The sequence below is a fragment of the Shewanella oneidensis MR-1 genome (genome assembly GCF_000146165.2).
Lineage (GTDB): Bacteria > Pseudomonadota > Gammaproteobacteria > Enterobacterales > Shewanellaceae > Shewanella > Shewanella oneidensis.
The window spans coordinates 12,441-29,523 of sequence record NC_004349.1 but is presented as its reverse complement, the minus strand read 5'-3'; the positions used below and the strand labels follow the sequence as shown (position 1 = coordinate 29,523).

16 protein-coding genes and 3 pseudogenes are annotated in these 17,083 nt (G+C 47.0%); 5 read left to right on the top strand and 14 right to left on the bottom strand.

Features of this window, described 5'->3' with window-relative positions:
* Positions 1–18: 18 nt before the first annotated feature.
* Positions 19–1,178, top strand: a protein-coding gene (locus tag SO_RS22305; RefSeq protein WP_141135407.1) for an IS3-like element ISSod1 family transposase whose coding sequence is annotated in 2 segments (ribosomal slippage) — positions 19–268 and positions 268–1,178 — 1,161 coding nt in all. Because the reading frame shifts where the segments join, the coding sequence is not laid out codon by codon here.
* A gap of 349 nt (positions 1,179–1,527) precedes the next feature.
* On the opposite strand, the gene SO_RS22300 is transcribed toward SO_RS22305, so the two are convergent.
* Positions 1,528–1,755 carry a type II toxin-antitoxin system HicB family antitoxin gene (locus SO_RS22300; protein ID WP_011979515.1) on the bottom strand — a complete coding sequence of 76 codons (228 nt, stop codon included), beginning with the start codon at positions 1,753–1,755 and terminating at the stop codon, positions 1,528–1,530.
* Positions 1,756–1,867: 112 nt separating this feature from the next.
* Positions 1,868–2,149: a GNAT family N-acetyltransferase gene (locus SO_RS22295; protein ID WP_238560619.1), complete on the bottom strand. Its 282-nt coding sequence runs from the start codon at positions 2,147–2,149 to the stop codon at positions 1,868–1,870.
* Positions 2,150–2,194: 45 nt separating this feature from the next.
* Between SO_RS22295 and SO_RS22290 the strand changes: the two genes are divergently transcribed.
* Positions 2,195–3,397 (top strand): IS256-like element ISSod4 family transposase, encoded by a 1,203-nt coding sequence (locus tag SO_RS22290; protein ID WP_005054087.1) that lies wholly within the window; start codon positions 2,195–2,197, stop codon positions 3,395–3,397.
* Between the two features lie 151 nt (positions 3,398–3,548).
* On the opposite strand, the gene SO_RS22285 is transcribed toward SO_RS22290, so the two are convergent.
* The 5 genes from SO_RS22285 to SO_RS22265 form a co-directional block, all read right to left on the bottom strand.
* A complete protein-coding gene (locus SO_RS22285; RefSeq protein ID WP_011074370.1) occupies positions 3,549–3,770 on the bottom strand; it encodes a hypothetical protein in 222 nt (73 codons plus the stop codon).
* Between the two features lie 30 nt (positions 3,771–3,800).
* Positions 3,801–4,289 (bottom strand): hypothetical protein, encoded by a 489-nt coding sequence (locus SO_RS22280; protein WP_011074369.1) that lies wholly within the window; start codon positions 4,287–4,289, stop codon positions 3,801–3,803.
* A 1-nt stretch (position 4,290) separates the two neighbouring features.
* Positions 4,291–4,746, bottom strand: a complete 456-nt coding sequence (locus SO_RS22275; RefSeq protein WP_011074368.1) for a type II toxin-antitoxin system HicB family antitoxin — start codon at positions 4,744–4,746, stop codon at positions 4,291–4,293.
* A 124-nt stretch (positions 4,747–4,870) separates the two neighbouring features.
* A complete protein-coding gene (locus SO_RS22270) occupies positions 4,871–6,745 on the bottom strand; it encodes a ParB/RepB/Spo0J family partition protein (RefSeq protein ID WP_011074367.1) in 1,875 nt (624 codons plus the stop codon).
* A gap of 481 nt (positions 6,746–7,226) precedes the next feature.
* A protein-coding gene (locus tag SO_RS22265; protein ID WP_141135407.1) for an IS3-like element ISSod1 family transposase occupies positions 7,227–8,386 on the bottom strand; the annotation gives its coding sequence in 2 pieces (ribosomal slippage) (positions 7,227–8,137 and positions 8,137–8,386; 1,161 coding nt in all).
* 67 nt (positions 8,387–8,453) lie between these two features.
* Between SO_RS22265 and SO_RS22260 the strand changes: the two are divergent.
* Positions 8,454–8,765: pseudogene (locus SO_RS22260) on the top strand (recombinase family protein); the annotation flags it as partial.
* Positions 8,766–8,841: 76 nt separating this feature from the next.
* A protein-coding gene (locus SO_RS22255) for an IS3-like element ISSod1 family transposase (protein ID WP_141135407.1) occupies positions 8,842–10,001 on the top strand; the annotation gives its coding sequence in 2 pieces (ribosomal slippage) (positions 8,842–9,091 and positions 9,091–10,001; 1,161 coding nt in all).
* Between the two features lie 69 nt (positions 10,002–10,070).
* Here SO_RS22255 and SO_RS22250 read toward each other — a convergent pair.
* The 7 genes and pseudogenes from SO_RS22250 to SO_RS22220 all read right to left on the bottom strand — a co-directional run bounded on the left by SO_RS22250 (position 10,071) and on the right by SO_RS22220 (position 13,449).
* Positions 10,071–10,370 carry a HigA family addiction module antitoxin gene (locus SO_RS22250; protein WP_011074361.1) on the bottom strand — a complete coding sequence of 100 codons (300 nt, stop codon included), beginning with the start codon at positions 10,368–10,370 and terminating at the stop codon, positions 10,071–10,073.
* Positions 10,371–10,444: 74 nt separating this feature from the next.
* Complete coding sequence (locus SO_RS22245) at positions 10,445–10,750, bottom strand: type II toxin-antitoxin system RelE/ParE family toxin (protein ID WP_011074360.1); 306 nt, start codon at positions 10,748–10,750, stop codon at positions 10,445–10,447.
* A gap of 311 nt (positions 10,751–11,061) precedes the next feature.
* Positions 11,062–11,337, bottom strand: a pseudogene (locus tag SO_RS22240) (integrase core domain-containing protein); the annotation flags it as partial.
* A gap of 32 nt (positions 11,338–11,369) precedes the next feature.
* Positions 11,370–12,200: pseudogene (locus tag SO_RS22235) on the bottom strand (Tn3 family transposase); the annotation flags it as partial.
* A 33-nt stretch (positions 12,201–12,233) separates the two neighbouring features.
* Positions 12,234–12,791 (bottom strand): recombinase family protein, encoded by a 558-nt coding sequence (locus SO_RS22230; protein ID WP_011074359.1) that lies wholly within the window; start codon positions 12,789–12,791, stop codon positions 12,234–12,236.
* On the bottom strand, positions 12,785–13,162 hold the full coding sequence (locus SO_RS22225; RefSeq protein ID WP_011074358.1) for a HepT-like ribonuclease domain-containing protein: 378 nt from the start codon (positions 13,160–13,162) through the stop codon (positions 12,785–12,787). The genes SO_RS22230 and SO_RS22225 overlap by 7 nt, the downstream gene beginning before the upstream one ends.
* Entirely contained in the window at positions 13,159–13,449 is a 291-nt protein-coding gene (locus SO_RS22220; RefSeq protein ID WP_011074357.1) for a nucleotidyltransferase family protein, read from the bottom strand. The genes SO_RS22225 and SO_RS22220 overlap by 4 nt, the downstream gene beginning before the upstream one ends.
* A 163-nt stretch (positions 13,450–13,612) precedes the next feature.
* On the opposite strand from SO_RS22220, the gene SO_RS22215 reads away from it, so the two are divergent.
* Positions 13,613–16,579 carry a Tn3-like element ISSod9 family transposase gene (locus SO_RS22215; RefSeq protein ID WP_011074356.1) on the top strand — a complete coding sequence of 989 codons (2,967 nt, stop codon included), beginning with the start codon at positions 13,613–13,615 and terminating at the stop codon, positions 16,577–16,579.
* Positions 16,580–17,083 lie beyond the last annotated feature (504 nt).

The window sequence follows — 17,083 nt, the reverse complement described above, 5'->3', positions numbered from 1 at the left end:
ATAAATTAAGAGGTCTATATGAGTCTGAAAAAATCACATAAGAGTTATCCGCAGGCATTTAAAGATGAAGCCGTCTTGATGGTGCTGGAGCAAGGTTATAGCGTTGCCGATGCGGCAAAGTCTCTTGGAGTTAGCACGAGCCTGCTTTACAACTGGAAGGAAAAACACGAAGCCCTGCAACAAGGCATCACCTTAGAAGAGTCTGAGCGTGATGAGTTGAAGCGATTGCGTAGAGAAAACAAAGAATTACGCATGGAGAAAGAAATTCTAAAAAAGGCAAGCGCCTTCTTTGCGAGAGAAATGAAGTAAGATTTCGTTTCATCAAACTGCAATCTCACCTGTTTCCCATAACACTGTTATGTCGAGTAATGAGTGTCAGTAAGTCAGGCTATTACGATTGGCATAAACGCCCTGCAAACGTGATAAGCGTTGAAACACTGAAGCTTTATCGCCTTGTTCGACAGCTATTTAAGCAAAGTCGAGGCAGCTTAGGGAATCGTGAAATGGTGAAGAAATTGCGCAAGGAAGGCTACCAGGTTGGTCGCTATCTCGTTCGTAAAATTATGCACCGCCTTCGACTCAAAGCAACCCAGCGATGTGCTTACAAGGTGACGACACAGCGAAAACACTCAGATGCAGTGGCTGATAACCTGTTAAACATGAACTTTAATCCAGTATCGGCTAATCAGGTCTGGGCGGGTGACGTGACCTATTTAAAGACGGGTGAAGGCTGGATGTACTTAGCTGTGGTGATGGATTTATATTCACGCCGGATTGTGGGATGGCGCATAGACAAACGCATGACCACAGATTTGATATCCAAGGCATTAATAAAAGCCTACAACCTGCGACAACCAGCGCGAGGGCTGGTATTTCACAGTGACCGAGGCTCGCAATATACCAGTAAACAATTCGGTAGGCTGCTATCGAGCTATGGTATCCGAGCCAGCATGGGTGATGTGGGTGCGTGTTGGGATAATGCCGTTGTTGAGCGATTCTTTGGTAGCTTGAAACACGATTGGATTTTTAAAGTTGCTCAACCAACAAGGGAGTTTATGAAGCAAGATGTGACGGCTTACATCAAATATTACAACTTGGAGCGACTTCATTCTGCTAATAACGATCTGTCACCTGTAGAGTTTGAGAATTCTCAAGTAAAAGTGTCCAGTTTGGGTTGACCAGTACAGTGCTTGGCGGTTTGGCGGTTGCGTTAGGGATTGGCAAGCAGGAACGTAGAGCCACGGCAAGCTTGCTTGCCATCAGTGGATCACGTTATCGCGGGGAGCGAAGCGAAAAGCCCGACCGAAGGGAACGCCCAAGTTCATCAGTGGTTTTTAGATGACATAGCGCGACAGCAGCCAATAGACACTCAGAGTAAATAGATTGACCGCCGAGACACGTTTCAAAGCACACCAAGGGGTATTGTCAGATAAACGGAAAAGGGCGGCGAAGCCGCCGCTTGTTTCGCGTTTTGCGGGGAACTAACAGGGGGCAGCCTGAGCTTAAATCACATGGCTCAGGCTGATATTACGCGATCCCTTCCAAGGCTTTCTCTGGCGGAATGTCCTGTTGAACACAATCAGCAAGATAAGCGTTAATCGCCTCTTGAAATGCTTGCTCTAACTCTTTGGCGGTTTCGGCCTCATAGTTGATCAACGGTGAAATGAATAACACCTGCCCAAACAGAATATTATCCTCTGGGCTGATTTCTACAGAGCCGTGATAACCCTTAAATGTCATTGCATTTTGCATCATCGTTCCCCCCTTCCCCATTATTTATCAGACAATTGGCAAGACATTATCAACAATGAACCGCTCATTTAAAGCGGTTTCATCATCACTAAATTTAAATTATTTTACTTATTTTTTAATGTTCAGCTTCTTTCAACATTGCTTTAGCATGGGCCAGTGTCATCATGAGTTTCAAATAATTATCAGGAAAGGATACAAAACCAAACTCACTATAAAAACGTCTAGCATCTTCGTTCTTTGCTTGAACAATAATCATAGGGATGGGGATAGCACTGGAAGCTTGGATAATTCGTTTGATTGCGTCTATAAGCAATATTGAGCCAAGCCCTTGTCTTTGACAGGTATGGTTAACAGCCATTCGACCTATCAAGCTACACGTTATTTCGGTAGTGTTCATAATTCTGTGTCATTTCAGTAAAATATTCAAAAACAGGAATGACACATGACCCAACCTTTTAACTTCGAACAAGCCCTTAAAGATCTGCAATCAGGTAAAAGCCTCACAGGTAAAGACAGCATTCTTGGCCCACTGATCAAGCAACTCACTGAAGCGGCTCTCCAGGCTGAGCTTGAGCAGCATTTAGCGCATGATCCTCAGCCTAATCGTAAAAATGGCAAAACCCCTAAGACCATTAAGCATCCGTCCGGTAACTTTGAGTTAGACGCGCCTAGAGACCGCAATGGCACCTTTGAGCCTCAGTTGATTAAGAAAAATCAAACTACACTAACCGATGAAATCGAACGTAAAGTGTTATCGATGTTCAGTATAGGTATGAGCTATCGCGATATTAATCAACATGTTGAAGATATGTATGGGCTCAATGTGTCTAACGCAACAGTCAGTGCTATCACTGACAAACTCATCCCCGAACTTAAAGCGTGGCAGCAGCGCCCATTAGATAGCCATTATCCTATCGTTTGGCTTGATGCGATACATTATAAAGTCAAAGAGGATGGGCGTTACGTCAGTAAAGCCGTTTACACATTGTTAGCGCTTAATATGAAAGGAAAAAAGGAAATTTTAGGGCTTCACTTATCCGAAAATGAAGGCGCTAATTACTGGCTATCCGTACTGACCGATCTTAATAATCGTGGTGTAAAAGATATTCTTATCGCCTGTGTTGACGGCTTGACCGGTTTCCCTGAGGCCATAGCCAGTATCTTTCCTCATACGGAAACACAGCTATGCGTTATCCACCAGATCCGTAACTCAATGAAGTATGTCGCCTCAAAAAATCAGAAAGCGTTTATGGCTGATTTAAAGCCTGTGTATCGAGCCGTGAGTAAAGAAGCCGCAGAGATGGCATTGGACGAACTGGAGGCCAAATGGGGTGATGCTTATCCGTTGGTAATCAACTCTTGGCGTCGCAAATGGCATAATTTGTCCCATTATTTTAAGTACCCAGAACATATCAGGAAAGTGATTTACACGACCAATGCGGTTGAGGCTGTACATCGCCAATTTAGAAAGCTCACCAAAACCAAAGGTGCATTTCCTAATGAAAATAGCTTGTTGAAGCTACTTTACGCAGGCATATTAAACGCCTCAGATAAATGGACTATGCCAATCCACAATTGGAGCCTTTGTTTATCTCAGTTAGCGATTTATTTTGAAGGACGTTTAGATAGCGTGCTAGAAATTTAAAAATTAGCCTGACACAGAATTTTGAACGCCCTCGAAAAGAATCTGACTCGAATCTAATCTGACAGACACCAGCATAAAACTGGTAACTGTCAGATCAAGTCTGAGCTAGTACAAGTAAATTATTCAAGAATGCCATCATCACTTTGTCCTTTCATTTTATCAGCGTAAATACTTTGCGATTAACAGCGGTTTTGGTGTTATCAGTCAACGGCCAAATTTCCCAAGGAGAATCGACGCCCGTGCGACTTCTGAGAATGCTATCTCCCTTGCGCCATTGAAACTCTTCGTAATCAATACACCACTCAAACACTTCGCCCTGTTTGACGGACTTAAGATCACTTATCTTCACAATCTCTATCGCACGTTGAGACATGCCTAATCCTCCTTGTCGTTATCGCAACACTCACATTTCTTCATCTTCCCATTCGATGAGGCGGCATTTTTGAAACTCTGGATGCTCTTTAAGCTGCTCGTGAACATCAGCGGGAATATGAAAATTCAACTCCCCCGCTTCAATCGAATATTTCAAACACGCTAAGCCCTCATGCTCAAGCCCTGACTCATCAATCACGCGCTGCACTTGGTTTGCTTGGCATCGATACCGCGCACCCGCGACAACGACATTCACCGCGCCAGAGGGCATAAAAATCATCGTCACTGGATAGTGATGGCCACCAAACAGATTCACAAAGGAAAAACTGGCCCGATTGGGTTGGCGCGTACAACTCACGATATTGTTGATTGGCATGATAACGCCCTCACTGTGTTGCACTGGAATAATGTGGATCGGTTCATCGGCTTGTACGGCTTGCTCATAGGCCGCGACAACCTCGGGATTATCCATAAGCTGCGCTTTCACCTCTGAAAATGGAATACCGGTTACTTTGCCCATATCAATCTCCCACTTTTGAACACGATCTTACTGACTCTGCGCTATTCATTAACTTATCGGCCGCCTTGGCCAAGAAGTCCGAACGGTCTTTGAACTCGCGATGAAACGCCACAAAGCTATCGATACGTACAATCTGCGATTCAGACAATGTGATATTGAGGCGTTTCTGTTTGGCTTTAAGCGCCTCTAGTGGCACCTCTAAGGCCAGCCATTGGTCGAACTTGGGATGCAATGTCTGATAGTCGCGATAACCTTCATTCAAGCTATCGACTAAATGACCATCGTTGATCACTTCCTCAGCCGTTAATAAAATGGCTTCTTTAGCCTTAAACAAGATTTCTTCTTGGCTATCCGCCGCCGAAAAACAGCCATAGCCTAATTTTTCAAATACAGGGATAACGATACCAAACGCCTGCATTTCATCAGCAGGGCTTTCGATCCCGACCATAAATAGCATTGTAAAACCTCTGCGTTAACCGATGAATCATTATACACACGCATACACACAACTCAATTTATTTAGTTAATTTTTGCTCAGATTTACCCTGAATTAACAGGGTAAATCTGCATCAGTATGCGGTTTAAAATCCAGCGGGCATCAAGGCATCAAAGTAGGCTTTTTGTGCATCATCTAGCCCTTTTCGCTCCCCGTTCACTAAGCTATCAACCTGATTTGCTAAGTCCTTTTTCTTGAGTGCGGCGGCTTGTAATGCCCACTGCTCACCCATGACAGGCTGAGCCATATCAATTAGACAAGACAAGCTCACGCGCTTAAAGAAGGTTTCCGCAGTCGGTCGCCAGTAGTTAGACCATTTCACATCGAGCGTAGATATCACGGCCTCAACCGCTTGATGACTATTATCAATTGACGCCTCGAACATGGAAGCCGTGGCGTAAGCCACCTGCTTTTCTTTCTCTTTTACATCGAGGGCGCAAAAAGCGTTAAAGCGTTCAGCGACCGTTGGCAGACCAACCCACGCTAAATTTAGGCTGGCTTTTACACCCTCGATTAACTGCACCGCTTTGTTATCCGTGAGCGATCCCGTTTTAGGATGACAAGTGGTGTCGTTAACGCTGATATGCAGTGGACGGCTGCCATAACGTGAGTCAGTGAACGCGCTTACACAGACAGAGAAATGCAGCGTATCAAGCGCAACGCTTGGCGCACTCATTAACGCATGTTTAGCGATAATCAGGCGCTGCGCCCGTAAATCGTCATTGAGCGCAGCGGAATAACCGCTAGTATCCTTTTCTTCAATTTTTTTCACGTCACCCACGTTGAGTGGGTCTGATTGCACGCTGGCTTGTAATTGTGCCAGTGCCTTTTTATCGTCCTTATGCACCAAGCCCATATAGATACTGACAGGCTCACCATAACTTTTTAACACGAGCAAACACCCCGCTAGCGCCATTTCAGCGGGATCATACTCCCCTTCTTTTAAGGTAAGACGTCCAAACCCTGCAAGTTCATCGTATTCAGATACGAGCTTATAATCTGCCCATTTCCAGCCTTGCATAACCAGTTTTGCCCCTTCTAACTCCAATTTTGCAATCGCTAATGATTCGAGTAACGCTTTATCATCAAGATAGACTTCATCACTGAACAAGTCTGAGGTCACAACCCCGCCCGCTTTTTCGTATTCTTCTTGGCCAACAAACTGAGCCAAATAGTGATCAGCATTCACAGCGGCGTCTTTAAGCATATTGCGGAACTGGTTTTCGTTGTAACGTCTATCGCCTGCCAGCTCCCACACTTCGACTTGTTTTTCGACACTGGCAATCGTGAATATCATCACGACATCAAGCGACACGTTCCCCGCTTTGTACGCATCGAGCACAACAGGGGCGACCATGCTTAATTTCATGCGCTGCTGCACGAATTTCGCAGTCACGCCAAACCGCGCCGCAACATCAGCAATGCTAGCGCCCTTATTCACCATGTCAGCAAAAGCGTGAAATTCATCGACTGGGTGCATCTTGGCGCGCGTGAAGTTTTCAGTCATAGATAGCTCGGTGGCATAGTTGGCCACATCTTCGGCTGTCAGCAACTTAACAGGCACAAGCGTTTTCGGTTTCAGCTTATTATTTTTGACGGCTTTAATGAGCTGTCTCAGTCTACGGCCACCGCCCAACACAGGGTATAAGCCTTGCGCGTTCATGGGCTCGACGATCAGATTTTGTAAAATGTCATGCGCCAAAATGGAGGCATACAACTGTTCATCGTCAGCCTTGGACGCATTTTCTTTACGCACGTTCTTCTCAGACAACACCAACTGGTTAATCTGCAATTGCAGTAACACTGGCTTTGCTGTTGAAGCCAATGCCACCACAGCGTTAGCCGCTGTTGCCGATTTTTGAGCAATATCGGGCTTGTGAGAGCCTGCTTGAGTCTTTGGGCTGGCAGGTAAAGTGGTGGCTTTAGTGTGAGTTGCTTGCGCTTGAATTGAGTTTGTCATTGCTTGTTTTCCTGTCGTTTAAATATCGTTCTCGTCTTCGCCTAACTTCCTGACTCATTTCACGTTCTGACAGACAAGGGCGCGCAGCGGCGAAGCCTCCCTTGGCGGGCAGGTTGTGAAATGAGACAGATAAGAAGTGACAGCGCAGACGTGAACGGTATTGACAGGGAAACGATGACAAGCGATAGAGAAGCGCACGCTTACTCACACTTTAGCCGGCAATGAACCGGACAGTGCTTGTGACTTTGATATTTGCTTTGGTTTGGGACTTGGTGGTTGCGTTAGGGATTGGCAAGCAGGAACGTAGAGCCACGGCAAGCTTGCTTGCCATTAGTGGATCACGTTATCGCGGGGAGCGAAGCGAAAAGCCCGACCGAAGGGAACGCCCAGTTTAAGACCAATCTCCTGTGAGCTGTTTTACTTCGGTTTCGCGAAGACAAAACGCCGTATTAATCGACGTTAGATTATCAAACTGTACTGGTCAACCCAAACTGGACACTTTTACTTGAGAATTCTCAAACTCTACAGGTGACAGATCGTTATTAGCAGAATGAAGTCGCTCCAAGTTGTAATATTTGATGTAAGCCGTCACATCTTGCTTCATAAACTCCCTTGTTGGTTGAGCAACTTTAAAAATCCAATCGTGTTTCAAGCTACCAAAGAATCGCTCAACAACGGCATTATCCCAACACGCACCCACATCACCCATGCTGGCTCGGATACCATAGCTCGATAGCAGCCTACCGAATTGTTTACTGGTATATTGCGAGCCTCGGTCACTGTGAAATACCAGCCCTCGCGCTGGTTGTCGCAGGTTGTAGGCTTTTATTAATGCCTTGGATATCAAATCTGTGGTCATGCGTTTGTCTATGCGCCATCCCACAATCCGGCGTGAATATAAATCCATCACCACAGCTAAGTACATCCAGCCTTCACCCGTCTTTAAATAGGTCACGTCACCCGCCCAGACCTGATTAGCCGATACTGGATTAAAGTTCATGTTTAACAGGTTATCAGCCACTGCATCTGAGTGTTTTCGCTGTGTCGTCACCTTGTAAGCACATCGCTGGGTTGCTTTGAGTCGAAGGCGGTGCATAATTTTACGAACGAGATAGCGACCAACCTGGTAGCCTTCCTTGCGCAATTTCTTCACCATTTCACGATTCCCTAAGCTGCCTCGACTTTGCTTAAATAGCTGTCGAACAAGGCGATAAAGCTTCAGTGTTTCAACGCTTATCACGTTTGCAGGGCGTTTATGCCAATCGTAATAGCCTGACTTACTGACACTCATTACTCGACATAACAGTGTTATGGGAAACAGGTGAGATTGCAGTTTGATGAAACGAAATCTTACTTCATTTCTCTCGCAAAGAAGGCGCTTGCCTTTTTTAGAATTTCTTTCTCCATGCGTAATTCTTTGTTTTCTCTACGCAATCGCTTCAACTCATCACGCTCAGACTCTTCTAAGGTGATGCCTTGTTGCAGGGCTTCGTGTTTTTCCTTCCAGTTGTAAAGCAGGCTCGTGCTAACTCCAAGAGACTTTGCCGCATCGGCAACGCTATAACCTTGCTCCAGCACCATCAAGACGGCTTCATCTTTAAATGCCTGCGGATAACTCTTATGTGATTTTTTCAGACTCATATAGACCTCTTAATTTATTGACCATACTGTCTCAAAATTAAGTGTCCGATGGGATTAGACCAGAACACCAATGACACATGGGATCTTAAGTGGCACAGAAGAACATACCATGATCGCAAAGGTACTGACTGAGTTCATGATTGATTTGGCCGCGGCAATGGCCAGAGATGATTACGAGACAAGAAGAAAGCGACAAGCGCAAGGCATCGAAAAGGCCAAAACCTTAGGCAAATACCTTGGGCGTCAGCCTGACCATGGATTAAGGCAAAATATTCGGTTACTACTTGATGAAGGTAAAAGCTGGTCACAAGTGCAGAGTCTGCTTAAATGCAGTCGTTCTACCATAGCTAAAGCAGTCAAGTTAAACGAACTCAGGTAGGCTTAATCCTGTTCTGGTCTAATCCCATCGGACACTTAATTTTGAGACAGTATGGTCAATAAATTAAGAGGTCTATATGAGTCTGAAAAAATCACATAAGAGTTATCCGCAGGCATTTAAAGATGAAGCCGTCTTGATGGTGCTGGAGCAAGGTTATAGCGTTGCCGATGCGGCAAAGTCTCTTGGAGTTAGCACGAGCCTGCTTTACAACTGGAAGGAAAAACACGAAGCCCTGCAACAAGGCATCACCTTAGAAGAGTCTGAGCGTGATGAGTTGAAGCGATTGCGTAGAGAAAACAAAGAATTACGCATGGAAAAAGAAATTCTAAAAAAGGCAAGCGCCTTCTTTGCGAGAGAAATGAAGTAAGATTTCGTTTCATCAAACTGCAATCTCACCTGTTTCCCATAACACTGTTATGTCGAGTAATGAGTGTCAGTAAGTCAGGCTATTACGATTGGCATAAACGCCCTGCAAACGTGATAAGCGTTGAAACACTGAAGCTTTATCGCCTTGTTCGACAGCTATTTAAGCAAAGTCGAGGCAGCTTAGGGAATCGTGAAATGGTGAAGAAATTGCGCAAGGAAGGCTACCAGGTTGGTCGCTATCTCGTTCGTAAAATTATGCACCGCCTTCGACTCAAAGCAACCCAGCGATGTGCTTACAAGGTGACGACACAGCGAAAACACTCAGATGCAGTGGCTGATAACCTGTTAAACATGAACTTTAATCCAGTATCGGCTAATCAGGTCTGGGCGGGTGACGTGACCTATTTAAAGACGGGTGAAGGCTGGATGTACTTAGCTGTGGTGATGGATTTATATTCACGCCGGATTGTGGGATGGCGCATAGACAAACGCATGACCACAGATTTGATATCCAAGGCATTAATAAAAGCCTACAACCTGCGACAACCAGCGCGAGGGCTGGTATTTCACAGTGACCGAGGCTCGCAATATACCAGTAAACAATTCGGTAGGCTGCTATCGAGCTATGGTATCCGAGCCAGCATGGGTGATGTGGGTGCGTGTTGGGATAATGCCGTTGTTGAGCGATTCTTTGGTAGCTTGAAACACGATTGGATTTTTAAAGTTGCTCAACCAACAAGGGAGTTTATGAAGCAAGATGTGACGGCTTACATCAAATATTACAACTTGGAGCGACTTCATTCTGCTAATAACGATCTGTCACCTGTAGAGTTTGAGAATTCTCAAGTAAAAGTGTCCAGTTTGGGTTGACCAGTACAATCCTTTAAATAAAAAAAGAGCTATATAGCTCTTTTTTTATCATTTTAAATTTCTGTATAACTAACCGTAATTAACTTCAGGAAGTGACGTTATATTCAATGGTGTATCCATGTTTTCAGCCTCCCAAGTATCTAGCTTAGCTTGCATATTGATCCAAATCGCAACTCCAGTACCAGTGGCTTCTGCAAGGCGACGAGCCATGGCATGGGAACATTTTGCCTTTCCATTTACAAATTCACTCAGGGCTTTTCTTGTAACGCCTAAATGCTCTGCTGCTGACGTTATAGATATCCCTCTTTCATCTAAAACAGTGAATTTGAAAAATTCACCTGGATGCGAAGGTTTTCTAATTTGTCTCATTTTATCTCCAGATATCGCTCTTATTTAAAAGAGGAAATGCCACTTTTATGGTGGCATGTTTGGCAAATTAAAGCTCATCTAGCCTTTATTTGCTTTCCATGATAATCAACATAATCAAGCAATATTGCTCCATCATCATCTATCTGGAACGTCAATCGCCAATTTCCGTTGATTTCAATACTATAAACCCCTTCACCAGATCCTTTTTTTTCAGAAAATTTATGAGAATAAATTCCTTTCAAATCTTTAGGGTGATGGGACGAATCAATTGCGTCCAACGCAAACGATAATGCTTTAAGATGATTAGGGTTTAACCCTGACGCATCATCGTTAAAATAGAATTGTTTAAGCTTTTTATGTGAAAAACTTTTAATTGCCAAAGTGGCATCCTCCCTATCTGATAGCTAATTGATTTTATAAATAAATTCATAACATTATCCCTTCATAGTATTTTAGTTACCAAATATCCATACCAATCGGAACCATTGAATTTATTGCTCAATAAGCATTTCACATAGTCGGAGGTAGTTAATCTGCAACAAGCAAATCGTAACGTGTAACGTTGCAGGTGTCAACCCATGTATTACTAGATAAGTAGATTTTTACACAATATGTGAAGATAGGAGAATCAGCACATCAGAATGGCTGTACTGATATGTAAAGCATCCTGTTGCTGGGCACATTGTTCTGGTCAACCCAAACTGGACACTTTTACTTGAGAATTTTCAAACTCTACAGGTGACAGATCGTCATTAGCAGAATGCAGCCGTTCCAAGTTGTAATATTTCATGTAAGCAGTCACATCTTGCCTCATAAACTCCCTTGTTGGTTGATTAACTTTAAAAATCCAATCGTGTTTTAAGCTGCCAAAGAATCGCTCAACAACGGCATTATCCCAACACGCACCCACATCACCCATGCTGGCTCGGATACCATAGCTCGATAGCAGCCTACCGAATTGCTTACTGGGGTTCTACGCCGGAACCGCCGAAATTTCCGTTAGCCCAATTTTAACCCGGCAACCAGCGCATCCAGATCAATAATCTCATTACTGCTCTGAAAGGTGTAATGCCCGTTCAGCAAAATGTGCTGCCAAGCCACCGGTGATATCCGGGCCAGAGCCTCAATATCTTTGGCATTACCTTCCGCTTCTAGTCGTTCCAGCAATCGCGACAGGATCGCCGAGTTGTAATAAACGATCGCGTTGGAAATCAGCCGTCCACACTGGTTGCTGATCTCCGTTTCAATGTCATTTTTCCCGGTTAACTCTTTCTTACCGCCGACTTTGGCCACTGCGGCACGCAACTGGTGATAAGACTCAACCCGGTTCTGGGAACGCCGGATATTACGTTCCAGCTGCGGATCGCGGAGATACTTCAACGTGTATATGCTGCGTACCAGCCGGTCATATTCGAATAGCGCCTGCCTTGTCGGATTGGTCGTTGTGTACGTGCACAGTTTGCGGACAAGCGTTCCCTGTGTCATTTCTTTCAGCCCCAGCGTGGCAACAATGCGATCGAGATTGCTTTTTTCACGGGAGATAAGGCCAAGGTCAATCTGTCCGGCGGGCTGGATCAAGCATTTTTTATATGTAGAGGGGTCTCTGGCGCAATACAACTCCTGCAGTTGCTTATTCAGATCTGTAAAATGAGGTTCAAAGCGCAGACCAAACCAGTGCAGGATCGCAAAGTTGGCCTTATTGATACTATGCATGTCACCGGTGATGGCTGTCGGTTTCACTGCTGAGGTGTTGCGGTACCAGATATCAAAGACATGGTGAGCTTCGTAATCGTTAGTGCCAATCAGGTAGCCATTAATTGGGATGTGGTTGGGGTCGCCTCAGAAAACGGAAAAAATCGTACGCTAAGCATGCGCAGAGGCAGGGAGCCAGCGGTATAGCGTAGGAACCGACACGCCAAGATTCTTAGCCACATCCTTGGGGGGGACTCCACTGGCTAATAGCTTTTTGGCTGATTCGATCTTGCTGTCGGTCATCTTCGGCTTGCGACCGCCTTTACGACCGAGTTGTCTGGCAACGTCCAACCCCGCACGGGTTCTTTCGACGATCAAGTCTCGTTCCATCTCTGCGAGGCTTGCCATGACATGAAAAAAGAATCGGCCCGATGGCGTGCCGGTATCGATAGAATCGGTGAGACTCTTAAACTGGACGTTTTGTTTGTGCAGATCGCTGACCAGCTCTACCAGTTGTTTGACTGACCGGCCCAATCTATCCAGCTTCCAAACAACCAATGTATCCCCTTCGCGCAGTATTTCAAGGGCTTTGCTCAAACCAAGCCTGTCAGCCCGAGTACCACTGATTGTATCTTCAAACACTTTTTCGCACCCCGCTTTAAGCAAGGCTTCTCGCTGAAGTTCTAGGTGCTGATCTTGTGTTGATACTCTTGCATAACCGATCAGCATAAATCATGACCTTCATTTTTATCTACATCATATCTAACCGCTGCCAGCTGCGATAATAATGTTGGCAGCGCCGTTTGTACCGTATCCCAAACCACATCAAGGTTTATATCGAAATAACCATGAGCAATGCGATTGCGCATTCCACGCATACTACGCCATGGAACGTCTGAATGGGCAATGACAAACTCAGAATAACCGTCCATCACCTTAGTTGATGCTTCACCAATTACGATCAGACTCATGATGACAGCCTGTTGGGTACGTTTATCCACTAAAAATTCATCTTTATCCAACCCTTCAACAAAATAACACGCATCGGAAGCGGCTTGGTGCATGTGGTCAAGATAATCAGGTAAACGGTTCACCTTCATACAGGTCGTGCCTCCGCGAGTACTTGGGCTCGAAATTTCGGTGGTAAATCGCCAGGGGTCAGTAGATCAACTTGAAGGCCGAGCAGCGATTCAAGTTCATCTTGTAAACCTCCCAAGTCAAAAAGTGTCGCTCCAGGGAGGGCATCAACTAATAAGTCCAGATCACTACCATCGAGATCTGTCCCATCGAGCACTGAACCAAAAACACGTGGATTGGTTACGCGAAAACGACTCGCGGTCTCACGAATAACGCTTCGCTTAAGAGCGAGCACTGCGGATGGTCTCATAATGGCTATTTCCTTATTATCAAAACTCGTTGAAATGATATGCAACTGAGAATAATATTTCAAGAATGATTTTTGAGAATCATAACCCCTTGATCTGCTGTTGTGTCCGAGAGCTCTTGTCGTTGCTCTTACAAACCTACGTTTTCAAGAAGAAGGAAACCGCATGCCTCGCCGCTCAATCCTATCCGCCGCAGAGCGAGACAGCCTGCTGGTGTTACCCGATACCCAAGACGAACTGATCCGCCACTATACGTTTAGCGAACCCGATCTATCACTGATACGGCAGCGGCGCGGTGATGCTAACCGCTTGGGGATCGCGGTACAGTTATGCTTGCTGCGCTTCCCAGGCCAGGGCTTGTTGCCCGACGCTACGGTGCCAATGCCTCTGCTGCAATGGATAGGACAACAGTTACAGCTCGATCCTGTATGTTGGCCGCAGTATGCCGAGCGAGAGGAGACACGGCGCGAGCACTTGCTCGAACTGCGGGTGTATCTTGGCATGGAACCATTTAGTCAAGTGCACCATCGGCAGGCTGTCCATACCACGACCGAACTGGCCTTGCAGACTGACAAGGGCATAGTGTTGGCCAACAGCGTAGTCGAGACGCTGCGTCATAAACACATCATTTTGCCAACGTTAGATGTTGTCGAGCGCGTCTGTGCCGAGGCTCTAACCCGTGCAAACCGGCGTATCTACGACACCTTGACCGAACCACTATCAGGCTCGCACCGCCACCGGCTCGATGATCTGCTCAAGCTTCGGGACAACAACAAAACGACTACGCTGGCTTGGCTTCGCCTGTCTCCGGTCAAACCCAATTCGCGGCACATGCTTGAGCACATCGAACGACTCAAGGTATGGCAGGCGCTTGATCTTCCTATTGGTGTCGATCGTCTGATCCACCAAAACCGATTGCTCAAGATCGCCCGAGAAGGCGGACAGATGACCCCCGCCGATTTGGCCAAGTTCGAGCCACAACGCCGCTATGCGACTTTGGTTGCGCTAGCCATCGAGGGGATGGCCACTGTTACAGATGAAATTATTGATCTGCATGACCGCATCATGGGCAAGCTGTTCAATGATGCCAAGAAGCGACATCAGAAACAGTTTCAGGCATCGGGGAAGGCTATCAATGCCAAGGTGCGCCTGTTCGGCCGTATCGGCCAAGTGTTGATCGACGCTAAGCAAGCGGGTGATGATCCGTTTGCTGCTATCGAGGGCGTCATATCCTGGGAGGCCTTTGCCAAGAGCGTGACAGAGGCACAATCGCTCGCGCAGCCCGAGGAATTCGATTTCCTGTACCGTCTCGGTGAGAGCTACGCCACACTACGCCGTTACGCACCGACCTTCCTCACCGCGCTAAAGTTGCGGGCCGCACCGGCTGCCAAAGGTGTATTGGAGGCCATCGAAGTACTGCGCAGCATGAACAACGACAACGCCCGAAAAGTACCTGCAGATGCGCCAATTGATTTCATCAAGCCGCGTTGGCAGAAGCTGGTGATAACCGATACCGGCATCGACCGGCGTTACTACGAGCTATGCGCGCTGTCGGAGATGAGGAACGCATTGCGTTCCGGTGACATCTGGGTACAGGGATCGCGCCAGTTCAAGGACTTCGAGGACTACCTTGTACCACCCGCGAAATTCGTCAGTCTCAAGCAGACCAATCAATTGCCGCTGGCCGTAGCCACCGACTGTGAGCAGTATCTGAATGAACGGCTGACGCAATTGGAAACGCAGCTCGCCACCGTCAACAGCATGGCGCAGGCTAACGAATTACCGGATGCCATCATCACGGCCTCTGGCCTAAAGATAACGCCGCTGGATGCAGTAGTACCAGATACCGCGCAGCGCCTTATCGATCAGGCTGCTAGGATCCTGCCGCACGTCAAGATCACTGAGTTACTGCTTGAAGTGGACGAATGGACGGGCTTTACCAGGCACTTCGCACACCTGAAATCTGGTGTTCTGGCCAAGGACAAGAACCTGCTACTGACGACTATCCTTGCCGATGCGATCAATCTGGGTCTGACCAAGATGGCAGAATCGTGTCCAGGAACGACTTATGCCAAGCTCGCTTGGCTGCAAGCCTGGCATATCCGTGACGAAACCTATGGCGCGGCCTTGTCCGAGCTGGTCAATGCGCAGTACCGGCATCCGTTTGCCGAACATTGGGGCGATGGTTCTACATCCTCCTCTGACGGCCAGAATTTTCGCACCGGCAACAAGGCGGAGAGTACGGGGCACATCAATCCGAAATATGGCAGTAGTCCAGGACGGACCTTTTACACGCATATTTCCGACCAGTACGCACCATTTCATACTAAGGTGGTCAATGTCGGTGTGCGCGACTCAACCTACGTGCTCGACGGCCTGCTCTACCATGAATCTGACTTACGGATCGAAGAGCACTACACCGACACGGCTGGCTTCACCGATCACGTTTTCGCGTTGATGCACCTGTTGGGGTTTCGCTTCGCACCGCGTATCCGCGACTTGGGTGAGACCAAGCTCTACATTCCAAAGCGCGATGTCACCTACGAGGGATTGAAATCAATGATTGGCGGGACGCTCAACATCAAGCTAATCCGTACACATTGGGACGAGATCTTGCGGCTGGCTACCTCGATAAAACAGGGAACGGTGACGGCCTCACTCATGCTGAGGAAGCTTGGCAGCTACCCACGTCAGAATGGCTTGGCGGTCGCCTTGCGCGAATTGGGGCGTATCGAGCGCACGCTGTTCATTCTGGATTGGCTGCAAAGTGTCGAGCTCCGCCGCCGGGTACATGCCGGACTGAATAAGGGGGAGGCTCGTAACGCCTTGGCTCGTGCCGTGTTTTTCAATCGACTGGGGGAGATCCGTGACCGCAGTTTTGAGCAACAGCGTTACCGGGCAAGTGGCCTTAACTTGGTGACTGCCGCCATCGTGCTATGGAACACCGTCTATCTGGAAAGGGTGGCACATGGGTTACGTGCCAAGGGACATGCCGTCGATGAAGAGTTATTGCAGTACCTATCGCCGCTAGGCTGGGAGCACATCAACCTGACAGGGGATTATCTGTGGCGCAGCAGCGCCAAGATAGGTTCAGGTAAATTCAGGCCTCTACGACCTCTATCACCGGCTTAGCGTACGATTTTTTCCGTTTTCTGAGGCGACCCCTTTATAGCTGAGACAAACAGCACGGCACAGCGTTTGCGGGCTCATTGCTGCTTGGCTCATACAGTCGCATGCCGAGGTAAAAGCAAGGGGGAGCTCGTCATTGCGACAGTACGGCCCGCAGCAATGCGGGCTCAGTCTGCCACGCCCAATGCCCGTTTATCGGGCGCCAGTGGCATATAAACCCGCCCTTGCCCCGCGGCTGATGTCCTACGCCACGCCCGAAGCCTGTGGGGCGGCTACCCTCAGCCCTGTATTTCCCTGTTTGTATATTTGATTTTGTAACTTTTTCAAGATTTATAACGTAGGTTGTTAGTGTAAATCGGCGGCTGGCGGTGTCGATCTGTTCGGATCGGTGGCCTTGTTCGGGTAAAAGGTTATATCTGCTTTGATTCGGTTATATATGTTCGGAAAAAACCTAATTTAAATCAGTTATTTTGTTCGGGTTATACGGTGGTTTATTTCGTTCATTTG

Bases quoted from the DNA above. Each gene is read 5' to 3' on its own strand.
- SO_RS22230 (WP_011074359.1), bottom strand. From the start codon at position 12,791: ATGCTGATCGGTTATGCAAGAGTATCAACACAAGATCAGCACCTAGAA.
- SO_RS22300 (WP_011979515.1), bottom strand. From the start codon at position 1,755: ATGATGCAAAATGCAATGACATTTAAGGGTTATCACGGCTCTGTAGAA.
- SO_RS22250 (WP_011074361.1), bottom strand. From the start codon at position 10,370: ATGAGACAAATTAGAAAACCTTCGCATCCAGGTGAATTTTTCAAATTC.
- SO_RS22290 (WP_005054087.1), top strand. From the start codon at position 2,195: ATGACCCAACCTTTTAACTTCGAACAAGCCCTTAAAGATCTGCAATCA.
- SO_RS22220 (WP_011074357.1), bottom strand. From the start codon at position 13,449: ATGAGACCATCCGCAGTGCTCGCTCTTAAGCGAAGCGTTATTCGTGAG.
- SO_RS22275 (WP_011074368.1), bottom strand. From the start codon at position 4,746: ATGCTATTTATGGTCGGGATCGAAAGCCCTGCTGATGAAATGCAGGCG.
- SO_RS22225 (WP_011074358.1), bottom strand. From the start codon at position 13,162: ATGAAGGTGAACCGTTTACCTGATTATCTTGACCACATGCACCAAGCC.
- SO_RS22270 (WP_011074367.1), bottom strand. From the start codon at position 6,745: ATGACAAACTCAATTCAAGCGCAAGCAACTCACACTAAAGCCACCACT.
- SO_RS22295 (WP_238560619.1), bottom strand. From the start codon at position 2,149: ATGAACACTACCGAAATAACGTGTAGCTTGATAGGTCGAATGGCTGTT.
- SO_RS22285 (WP_011074370.1), bottom strand. From the start codon at position 3,770: ATGTCTCAACGTGCGATAGAGATTGTGAAGATAAGTGATCTTAAGTCC.
- SO_RS22280 (WP_011074369.1), bottom strand. From the start codon at position 4,289: ATGGGCAAAGTAACCGGTATTCCATTTTCAGAGGTGAAAGCGCAGCTT.
- SO_RS22215 (WP_011074356.1), top strand. From the start codon at position 13,613: ATGCCTCGCCGCTCAATCCTATCCGCCGCAGAGCGAGACAGCCTGCTG.